Below are 16,283 nucleotides of genomic sequence, written 5' to 3'. Positions count from 1 at the left end.
TTGTGGTTGGGGGAGGGATTTGGGGGGTTTGGAAGGTGTTCGCGTTGGGGGGGGGATTGGAAGCGACACCAGGGGGGGGGAAAAAAGAAGTGGTCTCGTCCCCCCCCGGGGGGCGGCCACGAGCCAGAAGCCGTATCACCGGCCGGTCAGTGCTGCTGGTCGTCCTCGCGCAGGCGCCACTCGACCGGGTAGTAGACCGTTTCGTCGTCGCTGGCGCGTTCGAGGATCGCATAGTGGTCGGCAATGCCCGGCTGTCCCCGCTCCACCCACTTCTCGACCAGGGCCGTCAGGTCGTCGGCGACGGCCTCGTCCCCGGTGTGGTGCAGGTGGCCGGTCCGCTGGATCCAGGCGGTGCCCCGGCCAGGCTCGTGCAGGCAGGCCATGCCCAGGGCAGCCTCGAGGCCGTCGATGTACGCGCGGGTGGTGCGGCCGGTCCGGGTCCCCAGGTGGAACCACAGGTCGTAGTAGCCGTCGCCGTCCAGGGCCGGGCCGACGTTCTCACGGGTGGACAGCGGCTGCGGCTGAAGGGGTTCGGTCAGGGCCGGGGTCTGCCCGGCCGGCCACGCGTAGAGGGGGCCGGCCGCCGACATGAAGTCGCTGGACATCACCCCGTGGCCCACCAGGCGGCCCTTGTCGCGGGTGACGGAGAGGGTGGGGTGGAAACCGCCGTGGGCGACGGGGACGACGATCAGGCCGTCGTCGCTGAGCTGGTCGAGCCAGTGGGGGGAGATGCCGGTGACGCCGCAGATGACCACGATCCGGTCGTACGGTCCCTTGGCCGGGTGGCCGAGGTAGCCGTCGGCCGTCAGCGCGGTGACGTTCTTCTCTCCGGCCCGCTCCGTTGCGCGTGCGGCCTCGGTGACGATGACCTCGGAGACGTCGATGGTGACGACCTCGGCGCCGGTGATGGCGGCGATCAGGGACGCGTTGTAGCCGGTCCCGGCGCCGATCTCGAGGACCTTCGTGCCGGGGGCGAGCTGGAGGGCTTCCAGCATGGCGGCGATGACGCGGGGCTGGGAGGTGGAGCTGTAGCGTCCGGCCGCGTCGGTGGACTTGGGGGACGCGGGTCATCAGGGCGGTGTCGGAGTAGATGCGGTCCAGCAGGTCGTCGCCGGGGTCGGCGGGGACGGGGACGAAGCTGCCGCTGGTGTAGTAGCCGCCAGGCAGGAACAGATGCCGGGGGACGGTGGCGAAGGCCCGCTCCACGGTGCTGGTGCGGATCGCTCCGCGCTCGCGCAGGGCGCCCGCGTAGGCGGATGCGAAGGCGTTTACCGGCCTTGCGGAGATGGCCGCAAGAAAGCCCACTGCATCGCCGTGATCAAGGGAAACCAGCCGCTGCTGCACCGGCAGCTCAAGCAGATGCCCTGGCGGGACGTGCCGCTGCTGGACAAGACCCGCGCCACCGCGCACGGCCGCGACGAGATCCGCCGAGTCAAGACCGCCACCGTCGCCCGCGGCCTGGACTTCCCCCACGCCGCCCAGGCCGTGCAGATCGTGCGCCGCCGCAGGACCATCACCACCGACAGGGTCACCCTGCAACGCGTCTACGCGGTCACCGACCTTGCCGCCCACCAGGCCGACGCTCCGGAGATCGCCCACCACGTGCGCGAACACTGGGGCATCGAGAACAAGATCCACCACGTGCGCGACACCACCTTCACCGAGGACGCCTCGCGCATGCGCACCGGGACCGCACCCCGGGCCATGGCCACGCTGCGCAACCTGGCCATCGGCGCCCTCCGCCTCACCGGCTACGACAACATCGCCGCCGGCCTGCGCACACACAGCCGCAACGCCACCCGACCCCTGACGACCCTCGACATCACCTGATCCGATCCGACAGATCCCCTGAACGACGCCGCCCCCGGGCTGACACGATCCAGCCATGGGAAACATCTACGACTACTACGCGGCCACCGACGACAGGCAAGCCCTCGCGCTGTTCGAAGACGACAGCATGGACGACCCATTCGGCACGCTCGGCCTCAAAGGGGCAGACCCCTACCTGCTCCTCGGAACCGTCGAAGCCCACCTGACAGGAGTATCCGAGGAGCAAGTGGAAGCTGACCCCCGCTTCTGCGAACTGCTCAACGACCCCGAGCACGAAGGGCCCTGGCTCGTCTCGCTCACGGACACCCTCCGTGACGCCCTCGCGGCGGCCACCCCGGAGCGCCTGCTGGAAACCGCCACCGCATGGACCCACACCGAGGACGGTGGCGGGCAGGACCCAGGGCTCTTGGCCGACTTCCTGGAACGCCTCGGCGAACTCGCCCGCGACGCCGGGCCGCGACGACGCCTGTACTGCGGCATGTCCCTGTAGGGAACTGCACATCGGGAACAAAGTCGGCGGCATCAGTACCGCCGCGGTGATCAGGGACTCGACACCTCGTGATCACCCGAAGGCCGGGACTGCCTCCGTTCGATCCCGGTCGACGAACTCAACAACCACACCGGCTATCTGAACCAGTATCAACCCGGACAGATCCTCTGAACGACGCCGCCCTGGCGGCCGTGGGGCGGCTGGCCCCGGATTCGCATCCTCCGGTCGAGGACTGTGCTCGATCACAGCCTGGTGGCCAGCCAGATGGTCATGGCCGCGGTGGCGGTGAGCCCGACGTTGAGTGCGATCCGGCGGTCTTCGCCGGTCAGGTGGACGGCGATCGCACCGGTCTGCAGGAGGACGAAGCCGATGGCTGCGGCCAGCGCCAGCGAGGGCGCGATGCCGGTCAGCGGTGGCAGGACCAGGCCGGTCGCGCCGAGTATTTCGACCGTCCCCAGCGCCCTGAGGGCGGGCAAGGGTATGCGGTCGACCCAGGCCATCATCGGTCGGAGTTGATCGCGGCCGCGGATCACCTTCAGCGTGCCAGCGTAGAAGTAGAAGAGGGCGAGCAGTCCCGCGACGATCCAATAGGCGATGTTCATGGTTCCCGTTCATGGGCCACCGGTTCACGGGGCCCTCGATTGCGTCGATGGCCAGAAGAGCCCTGGAGAAGGCCTGGTCCGTCGTCCGAGGGGTCGGACCCGCCGAAAGACGGGAGTGGCACGGCCCCGCGGTCAAAAGGAGGGCGGCCGGGCCGTTCCATCCGTCGACTTCAGGCGAGGTCGGTGGCGGGCTCGGTCGCGTAGCGGCTCATCGTGTCGATGTTGGCCTGTCGCGTCAGCGGCCGGCCGCCGACGAGCACCTCCTGGAGGTCTCGGAAGTACTGCACGTACAGGTCGGGGGTGAATGTGCTGAGCATGACGGCGGGCTGGTCGGTCGGGTTGGCGAAGGTGTGAGGGGTACCGGGCGGAACCATCACGAGCGTGCCCGTGGTGGCGTCGCAGTCCTCGCCCCCGACGGTGAACCGCACGGTGCCGGAGAGGATGTAGAAGCCCTCGTCGTGTTGGGCGTGGCGGTGCTGCGGCGGTCCCTGGGTGTGCGGGGCGAGGACGGACTCGGCGATCGCGAGGCGGTGCCCAGTGTGGCTGCCGTCCTCCAGAACGCGCATGCGCGTGGTGCCCAGAACGATCGTCTCGCCGTCGCCGGGACCCACCACCGATACGGCGGGGTCGGCCTGCGGCTCGCTGGTCTTCGCTTCTTCGGTCATGCTCACGAGTGCACCGCCGGGACCCCGCCAGTGTCCAAGACCCATCCCGCAGCGCCGATACCCCGTGGGTATCGTTGCAGCGTGGAGCTACGGACCTTGCGCTACTTCGTGGCGGTCGCCGAGGAACTCCACTTCGGCCGGGCCGCCACCCGACTGCACATGAGTCAGCCGCCGCTGAGCCGGGCGATCAAGCAGTTGGAGGCCGATGTCGGAGCCCTGCTCTTCGCCCGCTCGCCCACCGGCGTCACGCTCACTTCGGTGGGCACGGTGCTGCTCGACGAGGCGCGGGCCCTACTCGACCACGCCGACCGCGTCCGTGTACGCGTGAGCGCGGCGGCCGGCGTCGCGACCATCACTGTCGGCATCCTGGGCGATGGCACCGACCCGGGAGTGTCCAGGCTGGCCGCCGCCTACCGCCGAAGCCACCCCGGCATCGACATCCGCATCCGCGACACCGACCTGACCGACCCGACGTGCGGGCTGCGCGCCGGGCTGGTCGACATCGCCCTGACCCGGGCGCCGTTCGACGAGACTGCCCTGACGGTGCGTGCGCTGCGAACCGATCCGGTCGGCGTGGTCCTGCGCGCCGACGATCCGCTGGCCCGCCGCGACCGGCTGCGGCTGGCCGAGCTGAGCGACCGCCGCTGGTTCCAGTTCCCGCAGGGCACCGACCCCATCTGGCAGTCGTACTGGAACGGCGGCAGGCCGCGCGAGGGCCCAGTGGTGCGCGCCGTCCAGGAATGCCTGCAGGCCGTGCTGTGGAACGGCACGGCCGGCCTGGCCCCGCTCGGACACGACCTGCCCGCAGAGCTGGCCGTGGTACCGCTGATCGACATGGCGCCGAGCCGAGTGGTCGCGGTGTGGAACGAATGTGACACCAACCCGTTGATCCGATCCTTCGTCGAGATCGCGACAGCCGCGTACCGCCACTGAGCACCGGCAACCGGCGCTGAGTCCAAACCCATGAACATTCGCTGTCAGGACACGGTGAACAGAGCCACGCGGCCGGCCTGCCATGCAGTCCGGCCGCGGAGCGATGTCACCCGTAGGGACGAAACCCACCGCCCCGGAAGAAACTCGACGGGCGACCGCTTGTCGGTACGGGCATGGAACCGATCCACGCACAGCACATCAGCGAGCCCGGTCTTGTCGTCCTCGACATCACCGCGGCAGACGAAGCAACCGCCCACGCGGCCACGGCCGCACTCGAACTGCAGTGGGCAACATCAGGGATCGGGCCCGTGCGACGAGATCCCGGAGAACCGTGGGTCAGGGCACGGGTGTACGCGGACACCCGCCGCCCCGCCACCCCCACATGACTCCTGGAGGTCGGGCGGCCTGATCTCCAGGAGTCAGCGGCGGAGGGCGTAGCGGGTGAGGCGGGAGCGGGCGGCTTGTTCGCTGATCCCGAGCGCCTGGGCGATGGTGTTCCACTGCGGTCCGTCTGCGGTGTCGATGCTGAACGCGGTGTCGGTTGCCACCCGTTCGGTGAGGCGTTCCAGGGCGGCGAGGGCGCGGAGGGCGGCCAGTGGTTCGTCGGCGACCAGGGCGGTGAGGTGTGTCTCGACCTGGTCGAGGAGGGTGGTGAGGTCCGCGGGCACGGGCACGGTGCGGGCCTGTACTTCGGTGATGTGGGTGTCCCAGTCGTCTTCCGGTCCGCTGGTGTCGGCCAGGTACGGGCGCCGGCGGTCGACGGCTTCCCAGTCGAGCGGGTACTGGGTGCTGCCGCGCCAGCCACACGAGCACGCACCGCGCAGCTCGGTGGCGAGCGGGGCGCCGAGCGTGCCGTCGTAGACCCACCATTCAGTGCTCTGGTGCATCGTCGGCCCGCTCCCCGCGTCGAAGTACACCGGGCCCGGCTCTGTTCCGTCGGCCGACAGGACGCCGGGCCGGCCCTCATGCTGACTGCCGAACTCCTCGGTCTCCCACATGCTCCGCCCCTCTCTCACCGGCCAGAACGCCGGTGACACCTCAAAGGCTGGCCGGGGGGCGCGCTGCAGCGCCGCCTCGTTCATGGGCCCGGCCGACTCACCCACGACCTTGCCCCAGCCCGGCCAGTCCCGGCGGGCGAATACCCGAACCGGTGAACCGTCCACCCGGCCCGGCTCTGGCCCGCACACGGCTGCTGATGAACCCCGTGACCTGCGATGTTCCGGCCCGTCCACAGGTCGCCCCGCGTCATCACGGTTGATTCCACAGAACTTGAGCCAGAACTGGAATGCAGCGGTGTCCCGGAACCCATCACGGGATGGGTTCCGGAACACCGCTTCCGGCCGCTGCCCGTGACGGGGAAGGCACGGGCAGCGGGGTTCTTGGGCGGGCTATGGCCCGCTCCTGCGGCGGGTTGTCACAGGTCCCCCGCAGCGATCAGTTCGGCGCGGGTCCGGACTCGTCGGCGAAGGCGGCGAGGTCCATCTTGAACAGGTGGGAGTCGGCGGAGTTCGCTCCGCCGGAGTCCGCTGTGACCAGCAGCCTGCCAGCGCCGGGGTAGTCCGCCTTGCCCTGGTCGTTCCACCAGCGGCGCAGCGACTCCACCGCGAAGGCGGCGGTGTTGCGGTTGGTGCCCACGTTCACCCAGCCGGTGTCTCGTCCCAGGTCGTAGACGCCGTAGGGGATGGCGATCGGGGTGTCCGGCCCGGTGAAATCATGGTCCGGAGCGGTGATCGGATCGCCCTTGGGACGGTAGGTGCGGCCAGGACGGGCGAACTCGCCGATCGGTTCCTTCTGCTTCGCGTCCACGCTCACCACGGGCAGGCCGCGGGCCAGAAAGAGCTCGGCGGCCGCGTTGATATGCCGGAACTGGGCGTCACGGTCCGGGGACTGCGAGCCGGCCCGGGTCTTGGCCATGCCCTGCAGACTGAACCCCATCTCCCGCAGCAGCCCGCCCACCACCGGAGCACTGACCGGATGCCCCGCATCGCCCAGCTCTCGGGCCAAGTCCCGCAACGACGCCGTCGTCCAGCGCAACGGAGACACCGGATCACCCACCTCCCGCGGCTCGACCAACGCCTCGAGCGCCGGCCGGAGACCAGGGTCCCGCTCAGCAGCCGACCTGCGGCCACCGCCTGGCCGGCGCACCCGGCCCAACGGCTCCGCCCCGCCGGCGAGTTCGGCGCATCCCCGCGCGACGGTCGACTCCGAGACCTCCGCCAGCCGGGCCACCGCCACGATCCCGCCGTGCCCCAGCGCCTCGGCCTCCGACGCCAGATACAAACGACGCTGCCGCTCATCCAGATGCGGCAACAACGCCGCGAACTTCACATCCAGGACCGCCAGGTCCTCCTCAGAAATCCCCACAACAGACCACGTATCACGGCACGTACGGCAGCCGCACCGAAACCGTCAGTAATTTACTGACGGCTCCTGAACCGCTGCCAGTTCGTTGAGGACCACCAGCGCCGATACGGCGTGAAGCGGTTGTGCCGTGTGCTGGGCCTGGCCCGGTCGACCTTCTACTACTGGCGCCGGACGGCGTCGCTGCGGGCAGCCCGGCAGGCGGCCGACGCACGGCTTGCCGCCCTGATACGCACCGTCCACCGAGCCTCGGACGGCACCTACGGTGTCCCGAGGATCACCGCCGAGCTTCGCGACAAAGGTGAGCTGGTGAACCACAAACGCGTCGCCCGGGTCATGAAAGCCATCGGCCTGGCCGGGCTCCGCCTGCGCCGCCGGCACCGCACCACCGTCCCCGACCTCGCCGCCGCGAAGGTCCCGGACCTGATCGGCCGCGACTTCGCCGCCACCGAGGTCAACACCAAGTACGTCGGCGACATCACCTATTTGCCGCTGAGCGGCGGGACGTTCCGCTACCTGGCGACCGTGATCGACCTCGCCTCGCGGCGCCTGGCGGGGTGGGCGATTGCCGACCACATGCGGGCCGACCTCGTCATCGACGCCCTGCATGCGGCCGAACGGACCCGCGGTAATCTGACCGGCGCCATTTTCCACAGCGATCACGGGGCCCAGTACTGCAGCCGGGCTTTCGCCGACGCCTGCCGCGAAGCCGGCGTCACCCAGTCCATGAGCGCGGTCGGCTCCAGCGCGGACAACGCACTCGCCGAGTCGTTCAACGCGACCTGTAAACGGGAGACCCTCCAAGGCCGCCGAGCCTGGGACACCGAGCGCGAGGCCCACCTGGACCTCTTCCGTTGGCTGCACCGCTACAACACCGTCCGACGCCACTCCCGCCTCGGACATCGCAGCCCCATCGCCTACGAGCGAGCACTCCGAACAACATCAACTACGCTGGCCGAAGCCGCATAGCCCGTGTTCAAGATCAGGGGTCAAGGCCCGTCCCGCTCTTGGCATACCAACAACAACGACCGGAATGCCCCTAAGTTACCGGTATTGAGGCTAAGGCTTCGAGGCCTTGGACGATGGAAGACCTTGGTGCTGCGTCCGCTTCGGTGCCCATTAGATGATGTAGCTACGGATGATCCTGATACGGCACTGGCCTCTCCTACGGGCTGGGTGTCAGGTCCTGGAGGCCGACGACCCGTAGTAGTTCGAGCCGCTGGTACGTCTGCGTGCCAGGCCGTGCCGAGTGCACGACGAGCTGCTGGCTGTGGCCGTCGCTGAGCAGCACCTCGCAGTCGAGGTCGAGAGCGCCGACCACGGGGTGCAGGAAGCGCTTTGGCGACGGGCGGCGCACCACGACGTCGTGCGACTCCCAGAGCTCCTCGAACTCCTTTGACTCGGCACGGAGTTCGGCGACGAGGGCGGCTGGGCCCGGGTCGTCGGGGCGGGCCGCGGTGACCGCCCGCAGGCTCGCCACGTGGGCGTGGGCATGCTGCTCGTGGTTCTCGGGCGGGAACAGGGCCCGTGTGTCCAAGGCCGTGAACCAGCGGCGGACTACGTTCGTCCCGGTGTGGTCGCCGGCCAGGGCCACCGACATCGTGTTTTGTGCGAGCATCTCGCCCCAGTCGCTCAGCACCGATGCCGGGAGGTCGTGCAGCCGGTCCAGGATCAGCAGCAGTCCCGGGCGGACATGGCCTGAGGAGCCGCCGGGCCGGGGCGGCTCCTCGCCCGCCAGGTGGAACAGGTGGTCTCGCTCGACATCCGTGAGGCGCAGGGCGCGGGCGAGGGCGGTGAGCATCTGCCGCGACGGGTGGGAGCCGCGGCGCTGTTCCAGGCGCGTGTAGTAGTCCGTGGACATCCCGGCGAGCTGCGCCACCTCCTCCCGGCGCAGGCCCGGGGTGCGGCGCCGCGGACCCGCGCTCAGGCCCACGTCGGAGGGGGCAAGGCGGGTGCGGGCGCGGCGCAGGAAGTCGGCGAGTTCAGTTCGGTCCACGCCTTCAGGATCCCCCGGACCCCGACGCGTATCCAGGGAGTGCCGGTCCCTGGATAACCGCGTCTCTCCCGCCGCTGCCGCCGCTCCCGCACGCTTCAGGCATGGCTACGACGACGAGGAGGCAGCCATGCTGACATTGGTGACAGGGGCGACGGGCCAGGTCGGGCGGCGGTTCGTGCCGCGGCTGCTGCAGAGCGCGGCGCCCGGCGACGAGGTGCGGGTTCTGGTGCGGGACGCGGCGCGCGGCGAGCACTACGCCGGGCTCGGCGCCCGGGTGGTGGTCGGCGATCTGCGCGACGCGGAGGTGCTGGGCAAGGCGACGGCCGGCGTGGATGCAGTGGTGAACGTCGCCGCCGCGTTCCGCGGGGTGGCGGACGAGGAGGCGCGGGCGGTCAACCGGGACGCGGCCGTCGAGCTCGGCCGGGCGGCGGTGGCCTCGGGCGTGCGGCGGTTCGTGCAGGTCAGCACCGGACTTGTGTACGGCGCGGGGCGGGGCAGGGCGCTGGTCGAGGGCGACGAGACGGTGCCGGGCGGTCACCTCTGGGGCGCCTACCCGGAGTCCAAGTGGGAGGCGGAGCGTGCGCTCGGGGCGATGGACGGCCTCGACGACCTGCGCATCGGACGGCTGCCGTTCGTGTACGGCGACGGGGACCCGCATCTGGTCAACGCGATGGAGTGGGCGCCGAACTGGCCCGCCATGCAGCGCCTCCACATGGGCCACCACCTGGATGTGGCACAGGGCCTGCAGCGGCTGCTGTACGCGCCCGGGGCGCACGGCGTCTACAACATCGCCGACGACGCCCCGGTCACCACGATCGACCTCTTCCAGTTCCATAACCTGCCGGTGCCGCAGGAGGCGTACGACAAGGATGCCCCGGACCCCTGGCACAGCGTGATGTCGACCACCCGCATCCGTCACGAACTGGGCTACCGCCCGCTGATTCCGTCGATGTGGACGGCCCGGGACGCGGGGGTGCTCTAATCGGCCCGGGGCTGGCGCCCGCTTGATCGGTTGTCCGGCGCTGGGGGCCGCCCTGCCCACCCTGCACCGTCGGCCGTGGACCACGTTCACACGTGATTGAGAGGTCGTTTTCTCTCGGTGTTTCATCCCGTGGATCGCGTTTCGTCCTGGGGTGTCGGGTCGCGCCAGGACACGGTGGTTTCCCCGGTGAGGCGGCGGGCCATGAGGTCGGTCATGGCGAGGTGGATCACGGCTTCGGAGCGGGTGGGCAGGGTTTCGTAGTCGCGGGCCAGGCGGCGGTGAAACATCAGCCATCCGGTTGGGTCGGCCGCGCGGTGAGGTGTCTGCCGTGGCAGGTCTTGTTCCGCGCGGCCTCCCGCCGAACCGGACATGACGGTTTCCCAGTCATCCGGCTCTCCAGTGACTACTGCGTGAGTGATCTGGCTGGCTGTTCCGAATGGATGCGGTCGTGGCAGACGTCGCAGGCCACGACCGTTTTGCGGCGCCGTTGGAGCATGACGCGTGCCCAGTCGGAAGGCTGCCATCCGGCATGTGCGAGGTCGGCGAGAGCTCGGACGTGGTGCACTTGCACGTTGCCCTTGCTTCCGCAGATTTCGCAGATGTCCGCCAGGAGTCTCGCGATGAGTTCCTTTTGCGGATAGTCCACCCGGACCGGCTCGCGGTCGGCGAGCTCCGCCGCTCGCTGCCGTTGAAGGGGAATCCCACCGAACCGTGCCACCAGTGGTTTCCTGTTCTTCCGCTCAATATGGGCCTCGAAGCAGACTCGGGGCCCGTTGGGCGTGTCGATTCTGGCCTTGTGCTTGGCGGCCATCTTCGACACCGAGGAACGGTGCTTGGCGGCAAGGGTCTTGAGCATGGAGGTTTCCATGACCCATTGCAGCCGGTGCAGCCGGAAGACATCTCCGGCGAGCAGGTAGTACTGAATGATGCCCCGGTAGACGGTCCCGAAGGTCGCCACGATCGCGTGATCGCTGCTGTTGATCAGGGCCGTCCTCTTCGCGGGTTCTCCGCGGCCGAGATAGGGGGCGCATTTGGCTTTGATCACGTCCCGTGGGACACGGAGAGCGATCTGGCCGTTGACCCGACGGTAACGGCCGGTCTTCTTCGTGTCGTTGTGCTGGGTCGTGATCTCATAGCCGAGAAACCTCGCTGCCCCGGTGCGGGCGTGAGTGATCAGCGTCTTTTCCTGGGACAGTTCCAGCCTGAGTTCGTCACGCAGGAACTGGGCCAGGCGTTGCTTGATCTGTTCGGCCTCGGCTTTCGGTCCGGTGAAACCAAGGAGGTGATCGTCCGCGTAGCGTATGTAGCGCAGCCTGCGATATGCCGGATCGTTCGGATCCGCACTCGGCAGACGGACCATCCGCTGACGCAACGCACGGGCCTGGACCCGGTCGCCGCGCCGGCGGGCTTTCGCCAGCAGATTCTGCAACTCCAGATATACGCCGGGTTCCTGGCCCGGCGCTTCCCTCGGGTGTACTCCGGAACGAGGACTTTATCGACGAACTCGTCCAGCTTGTGCAGGTAGATGTTGGACAGAACCGGGGAGGCCACTCCGCCTTGCGGTGCTCCTGAGAGCGTGGCACCCCACTTCCAGTCCTCCAGGTATCCGGCCTCGAGCATGTTGCGCACCAGCCGCAGAAACCGCTGGTCATGGATCTTCTCGCCGAGGATCGACAGCAGGACCTGATGGTCCAGGCTGCCGAAACAGTCGGCGATGTCCCCTTCGATGAACCAGGATGTCCCGGTCCAGGTGTGGTCCACCTCCCGCAAAGCGGTATGGCAGCCACGGCGGGGACGAAACCCATGGGAACGGTCGGAGAACGTCGGCTCGTAATACGCCTCCAACAGCAGGCGAATCACTTCACCGACGAGCTTGTCCGACCAGGTCGGCAGCCCCAGCGGACGCGTCGTCCCGTTCTTCTTCGGGATATGAACACGCCGGACCGGACGGAAGCGGTAGCGCTCGTGGCGCATCGCCTCGGTGATCTGGCCGATCTTCCGCTGTGACATGCCGTCCACGGTTTCCGGCGTGACCCCGGGCGTCATCGCGCCGGGATTGGCGTAGATTCGCCCGTAGGCCAGCAGATACAACTGCGGATTGAACAGCTGCCGATACAGTTCCTCGCACGGCAGGCCACGCCTGCCGCGTTCACGCAGGACACCCAGCACCGTTTTGGCGCTCTGCATTTCGCATACCTCCCGACTCTGTGGTGACCGAATCACCTGGCCCCCCTCGCCCGATGTGGACGGCTTTCCCGTCCTCCCTGGCCGGTCGTGACTCCGGCGACTACTACGGGGCCTCCGTCGCCATAGGACTCGCGTCCCGTAGGCGATCCCACGTTCGTCCCTGTCTGTACGTTCTAGCGCGACTTAGGCGTCCCACTCATCTCCTTGGATGTCCTCGCTGGACATCGCTCCGAGCTCCGGAAGTGCCCCGGACAACCTTCGAATCCGGGGCAGAGCACGGCGCCGGTTTCAGTCGTCTTTCCGGCGGATGGGAACTTGCATCTTCTGGAGATTGGGCTTCAAACAATCCAGTCTTCGCCATATCGCGCGGGCCGCCCAGCACACCGTCTCTGACAACTGAGCCCGGTCACTGGTTTTCTGACATGCTGTTGTCCCCTTCACCTTTCGGATCCAGGTAAGTCATCCGGCCCAGGAACCTCCTTCCGATTTCCTCCCGGCTGAGCCGGGGATACAAACAGAGCGCCTCGTGGCGCACAAGGTACGCTCTACGGCCCACCGCTTCGGGATGGGGGTGAAGCCCCTGGTCCCGGGCTTGCGTTGGGTGATTTCCATGTCGATACCCAGGGCCGCGGCGTGCTCGACGAGGTGTCGGCGGCACCCGCGTGGGCGTCCAGGAGGCGTACACGTTCGCCCTCACGTCGGTCCGGAACGTTCGCCCTCACGTCGAGCACCTGGCCGTGGACTCTCAGCCCGCACCGCCTTGCCCAGGCCTCGGTGGCTCGGCCCGTGGTCGGCCCCGCAGAACACGCACTCACAGTCTGCGGATCGATGCGGGGTGAGGGACGGTTCGGGCCGTGTAGAAGGATGGCTGGAGTCGGCCGGTCAGCGCCAGGAAGGCGACGAACGCGCCTGTGGCGATCCAGCCGGGCCATCCGGCCATGCTCATGTGCAGGGGATCCAGTGTTGCCTTGGAATCGGCGAACTCCGTGACCATGGCGACACTCACCGAACTCACGAACGCATGGCCGATGACGGCAGGTACGACCGAGCCGGAGCGCAGACGCAGCCATGTGAAGACTGGCAGGATGAGGAGGCAACTCACCAGCATGGCGGGCACCGACACATACCAGGGCCGACCTGGGTACTGGCCGCCCATCAGCAGCGTGGGCAGGTGCCACAGGGCGAAGGCCGCGCCGGTGATTGCGTACGCCCGTATCAGGCTCCGGCGGTCACCGTCCCGTGCGAGGCGCGGAAAAAGGTAGCCCTGCCAGCCCAGTTCCTCGCCGAAGAACAGCGGAAGCGACACCAGCATGTTCAGCACCGCTGCGGCCGCCCACGAGCCGAGCCCGTTCCAGTGCACTCCACCGAACGGGTAGCGGCCGGCGAAGGTGCCGATGACAAGAGCAGCCGTGGTGAGGCCGGCGGGGACGACGAAAGCCATCAGGCACGCCCGTGCAGCACGCCCCCAGGGCTTCGTCCAGCGCAGGGCGAGCGTGTCCCGCACCCGGCCGCTGCGTTCGACCCAGCGGACGACGAGGATTGCGGCGAGGGCAGGCGCCAACATCGCGGCCGCGATGCACACCTGCTCCAGTGCACCAGTCTCCTCGCGTGCGTCACCGCGCTGGTAACCGCTGGCCAGGAGTGGTGACATGGCCGCCCACATGCCGATGTAAGCGACACCGAGGAAGATGAACAGACCACGTCGCCGGTTGACGAGCGGTAAGTGCCTGGTTGAAAGCGTCATGACGTGAAACCTACGGATCGGCGCAGCAGCGAGGAATCCAGCTAGAGCGCATATCGACAGTGGAGCTGACTCCCCTTCCTGCAGGGAGACCTCTCCACCCATCGAAGACCGTCAGCGGTTGACTTCGAGGTTCGTCAGGACCAGCAGAGCGCGCAGGAGGTGGGTGGCACGAGCGGGGTCGGTGCGGAGTTTGGTGAGGGTCCGCCAGTTCTTGAGGTGGGCGAAGCCGTGTTCGGCTGGTGCGCGTCCGGTGGCAAGGACGCGGTTGGCGTCCTTCTGGCCTGGGGTGAGCTTGTGGGCGCGGGTCGCGGTGAAGCCGGTAACGATCACGGGGTCACGTACGTCGTTGTCCAGGCCGCGGAAGCCGAGGTCCGCGAGGGCCCCGAGGCCGGCGGCGCGCAGGTGAGCCAGGACGTGATCGTGGCGGGCGGCGGTGATGTCGTGGGTGCGGCCGGGCCGGGCGGCGGATATCCAGATCAGACGGCCTCTCTCGTCGGTGAGGGCGAGAAAGTGCAGGCCATGATGGTGGTGTTTGCCGGAGTAGTTCCGTCGGTCGGCTCTTCCGGTGCGGCGCTGGGCGGGGATGAGGGTGCCGTCGATCAGGACCACCTCCCCGCCCCGCTTGGCGATCTTCTTCAGGGCGCGGTCCAGACGAGGGGCCTGCGCGGCGAGCAGCGCGATCAGCTCGTCGCGCCAGCGGCGGACGGTGGACTCGGACACGTTGTTCCCGCCAGCCATCTCGGCCAGGCGCTGGTCGTAACGCAGCACGGCCAGGACGATCACCGCGATCCTCCTGGGCGGCAGGACCCGCCACCTGGACCGTATCGCCTTCAGGTGACGGCGCAGCAGATCGGCGAGGTGGTTGACGGTGCTTGTGGACAGCGGCAGACGGCACTGGTAGGCAAGCGGGGCAGGTGTCCTCGGCGGGTTCTTGGGTTTTCGTCACACAGGTCCAACGGCTGCCGGGGACACTCCGGTTACGCCTGCGGCGCCCCGCTTCGGGCGGCGGCGTGCCTGGTCAGAGACGGGTGGTGAACCGGCTGTCGGGAAGTTTGCGCAGCCAGTGGAGCGTGCTTGCGCATGTCGGAGAGCGCGCCGATGTGCGAGGCGGTGCGAGCGGTCTTCTGCTCGGACGGGGTCTCCGTGTCGGTGTGACGGAAGCTCAGGTGCGGAGCGCCGATCCGCTGGATCTGATCATCCGTGGCCACCTTCAGCACTCCGAACACCCGCAGCACATCCCCGCGGAAGCCGTTCGTCGACCCCGCCGGGTTCGTCTTCCTCTTCCCCGCCATCATCTCTGCTCCCTCGTCACTCGCGACCGGCCGCTGGCCGACCGCCGCTGCTGGCCGCGCCCGGCCTGGGAGGGCGTCCGGGCCCCCCGGAACCCAATGCTCTCCTCCAATACGGACATCAGGAGGAGAGAAGAGGGTTGTGACGGCGCAGTTTTCGCGCCGATTCCCGTCCTGACCAGGGTGCCCTCCGAAGTGGGCACCCAAGGAGCCCCCTTCGGCTTGCCCGCCACAGGCCGGCCTTCCGGTGTGATCGGCCCGAGCGTTGTCGCTGCCCGGCCTTCGGGTGGGTGGTCGTCATCGTCTCGTCTCCTTCGCTGCCCCGGCCCGGGGCGTTGATCCGAAGGAGCAGCGTGCAGGGGCACCCCTTGACCGCAGTCTGACGGCGGCTGCACCGCCATCTGCGCTGGCGCAATGCCAGCGCCCGCCACCCCGACCTCCTGGCCGCCCAACGCCGCGAACGAGCCCGCATCCGCAGCGAGAAGGGCCTCCGCTGGGGCGGTCGACCGTTGGCCGCGGACTGAGGCTTCCCGCCACGACGGCCTACTCGGCCATCTCCTCGGGAGAAAGACGAGTGATCTTCTTTCCCGCTTCGGTCTCGACCAGGGTCAACGCGCCAATCCAGTTCCCGTCTTCGGGATACTCCCAGTTGGCCGCATCTTCGAGAATCGCCGGAAGCTGATCACGAGGCACCAGTTCGCCGGGCTGGAAGCCGTTCTCTCCGGCGGGGGATGTCCACGGCGCGAGTCGACGGACCTCGGTCCACCCACGATCGATGAGAGCGAGCAAGATTCCCGCCAGCTCGTTGACCGGTCGAGACTGGTCGGCTTCGTCGAGATCGCCCCAGACACCAGGCAGGATGTCGATCTCATAGGAATTGACCATGAAGGCTTCTTCAGACTTGGTCAATGTGTCCCACTCTTGCTTGCTCACTCAGCAATCGTCGCAGAGCCGCGGGCACGACAGGCTCCCTACACTGCTGACCAGACCATCCCAACTCGGAGCTCACCCTGACCGCCCGGACTCGGTGAACCTTCGCGGTCACAGCACTAGGGCGTGTATCGAGTCGTGATCACCGGATGGTCGGGGTGAGGTCTTTGATCCAGATTATCGAGGCGCGCAGGTGGAGGCCGGCAAGGTAGCTGTCCGGGGTCTTGTCGTATCGGGTGGCGATGCCACGCCAGGCCTTCAGCTTGTTGATCAG

Annotated in this window: 13 protein-coding genes and 8 pseudogenes; 7 read left to right on the top strand and 14 right to left on the bottom strand. The window is 68.4% G+C overall.

What is annotated here, in order from left to right; all coding sequences use genetic code 11:
- Positions 1-146 precede the first annotated feature (146 nt).
- Positions 147-1,016 (bottom strand): annotated as a pseudogene (locus ACZ7IB_RS44840) (protein-L-isoaspartate O-methyltransferase family protein); the annotation flags it as partial.
- A 157-nt stretch (positions 1,017-1,173) separates the two neighbouring features.
- On the opposite strand from ACZ7IB_RS44840, the gene ACZ7IB_RS44835 reads away from it, so the two are divergent.
- Positions 1,174-1,830 (top strand): ISAs1 family transposase, encoded by a 657-nt coding sequence (locus ACZ7IB_RS44835; protein WP_470920829.1) that lies wholly within the window; start codon positions 1,174-1,176, stop codon positions 1,828-1,830.
- A gap of 55 nt (positions 1,831-1,885) precedes the next feature.
- On the top strand, positions 1,886-2,320 hold the full coding sequence (locus ACZ7IB_RS44830; RefSeq protein WP_418087739.1) for a hypothetical protein: 435 nt from the start codon (positions 1,886-1,888) through the stop codon (positions 2,318-2,320).
- A 242-nt stretch (positions 2,321-2,562) separates the two neighbouring features.
- On the opposite strand, the gene ACZ7IB_RS44825 is transcribed toward ACZ7IB_RS44830, so the two are convergent.
- Positions 2,563-2,922 carry a DoxX family protein gene (locus ACZ7IB_RS44825; protein WP_470920816.1) on the bottom strand — a complete coding sequence of 120 codons (360 nt, stop codon included), beginning with the start codon at positions 2,920-2,922 and terminating at the stop codon, positions 2,563-2,565.
- A gap of 170 nt (positions 2,923-3,092) precedes the next feature.
- A complete protein-coding gene (locus ACZ7IB_RS44820) occupies positions 3,093-3,587 on the bottom strand; it encodes a cupin domain-containing protein (protein ID WP_470920815.1) in 495 nt (164 codons plus the stop codon).
- An 81-nt stretch (positions 3,588-3,668) separates the two neighbouring features.
- On the opposite strand from ACZ7IB_RS44820, the gene ACZ7IB_RS44815 reads away from it, so the two are divergent.
- Both ACZ7IB_RS44815 and ACZ7IB_RS44810 read left to right on the top strand, forming a co-directional pair.
- A complete protein-coding gene (locus ACZ7IB_RS44815) occupies positions 3,669-4,520 on the top strand; it encodes a LysR family transcriptional regulator (RefSeq protein WP_470920813.1) in 852 nt (283 codons plus the stop codon).
- 173 nt (positions 4,521-4,693) lie between these two features.
- Complete coding sequence (locus ACZ7IB_RS44810) at positions 4,694-4,906, top strand: DUF6207 family protein (RefSeq protein WP_470920812.1); 213 nt, start codon at positions 4,694-4,696, stop codon at positions 4,904-4,906.
- Positions 4,907-4,939: 33 nt separating this feature from the next.
- Here ACZ7IB_RS44810 and ACZ7IB_RS44805 read toward each other — a convergent pair whose 3' ends face one another.
- Positions 4,940-5,518, bottom strand: coding sequence for a hypothetical protein (locus tag ACZ7IB_RS44805; RefSeq protein ID WP_470920810.1), 579 nt, complete (start codon positions 5,516-5,518; stop codon positions 4,940-4,942).
- Positions 5,519-5,963: 445 nt separating this feature from the next.
- Positions 5,964-6,884: pseudogene (locus ACZ7IB_RS44800) on the bottom strand (ISAzo13 family transposase); the annotation flags it as partial.
- Between the two features lie 63 nt (positions 6,885-6,947).
- Between ACZ7IB_RS44800 and ACZ7IB_RS44795 the strand changes: the two are divergent.
- Positions 6,948-7,850 (top strand): annotated as a pseudogene (locus tag ACZ7IB_RS44795) (IS3 family transposase); the annotation flags it as partial.
- 196 nt (positions 7,851-8,046) lie between these two features.
- Here ACZ7IB_RS44795 and ACZ7IB_RS44790 read toward each other — a convergent pair.
- Positions 8,047-8,877 carry a helix-turn-helix transcriptional regulator gene (locus tag ACZ7IB_RS44790; RefSeq protein ID WP_470920809.1) on the bottom strand — a complete coding sequence of 277 codons (831 nt, stop codon included), beginning with the start codon at positions 8,875-8,877 and terminating at the stop codon, positions 8,047-8,049.
- A 127-nt stretch (positions 8,878-9,004) separates the two neighbouring features.
- On the opposite strand from ACZ7IB_RS44790, the gene ACZ7IB_RS44785 reads away from it, so the two are divergent.
- A complete protein-coding gene (locus tag ACZ7IB_RS44785) occupies positions 9,005-9,859 on the top strand; it encodes an NAD-dependent epimerase/dehydratase family protein (RefSeq protein WP_470920807.1) in 855 nt (284 codons plus the stop codon).
- A gap of 122 nt (positions 9,860-9,981) precedes the next feature.
- On the opposite strand, the pseudogene ACZ7IB_RS44780 reads toward ACZ7IB_RS44785, so the two are convergent.
- The 6 genes and pseudogenes from ACZ7IB_RS44780 to ACZ7IB_RS44755 form a co-directional block, all read right to left on the bottom strand.
- Positions 9,982-10,155 (bottom strand): annotated as a pseudogene (locus tag ACZ7IB_RS44780) (IS5 family transposase); the annotation flags it as partial.
- Between the two features lie 107 nt (positions 10,156-10,262).
- Positions 10,263-12,046: pseudogene (locus ACZ7IB_RS44775) on the bottom strand (reverse transcriptase domain-containing protein).
- Positions 12,047-12,583: 537 nt separating this feature from the next.
- Positions 12,584-12,706 (bottom strand): annotated as a pseudogene (locus ACZ7IB_RS44770) (IS5 family transposase); the annotation flags it as partial.
- 151 nt (positions 12,707-12,857) lie between these two features.
- Positions 12,858-13,790 carry a CPBP family intramembrane glutamic endopeptidase gene (locus ACZ7IB_RS44765; RefSeq protein WP_470920806.1) on the bottom strand — a complete coding sequence of 311 codons (933 nt, stop codon included), beginning with the start codon at positions 13,788-13,790 and terminating at the stop codon, positions 12,858-12,860.
- Between the two features lie 111 nt (positions 13,791-13,901).
- On the bottom strand, positions 13,902-14,573 hold the full coding sequence (locus tag ACZ7IB_RS44760) for a transposase family protein (protein ID WP_470920804.1): 672 nt from the start codon (positions 14,571-14,573) through the stop codon (positions 13,902-13,904).
- A gap of 194 nt (positions 14,574-14,767) precedes the next feature.
- The gene (locus tag ACZ7IB_RS44755) at positions 14,768-15,085 is read right to left on the bottom strand and encodes a hypothetical protein (RefSeq protein ID WP_470920802.1); all 318 of its coding nucleotides are present in this window, start codon (positions 15,083-15,085) and stop codon (positions 14,768-14,770) included.
- Positions 15,086-15,462: 377 nt separating this feature from the next.
- Here ACZ7IB_RS44755 and ACZ7IB_RS44750 point away from each other — a divergent pair.
- Positions 15,463-15,603 (top strand): annotated as a pseudogene (locus ACZ7IB_RS44750) (integrase); the annotation flags it as partial.
- A gap of 19 nt (positions 15,604-15,622) precedes the next feature.
- On the opposite strand, the gene ACZ7IB_RS44745 reads toward ACZ7IB_RS44750, so the two are convergent.
- The gene (locus ACZ7IB_RS44745) at positions 15,623-16,012 is read right to left on the bottom strand and encodes a hypothetical protein (protein WP_356483788.1); all 390 of its coding nucleotides are present in this window, start codon (positions 16,010-16,012) and stop codon (positions 15,623-15,625) included.
- 139 nt (positions 16,013-16,151) lie between these two features.
- A pseudogene (locus ACZ7IB_RS44740) lies at positions 16,152-16,283 on the bottom strand (IS5-like element ISMt1 family transposase); the annotation flags it as partial.

This window comes from Streptomyces sp. NPDC037301, assembly GCF_055602785.1.
Note: the sequence above shows the minus strand (reverse complement) of the source record. Positions and strands in the feature narration are given on the sequence as shown.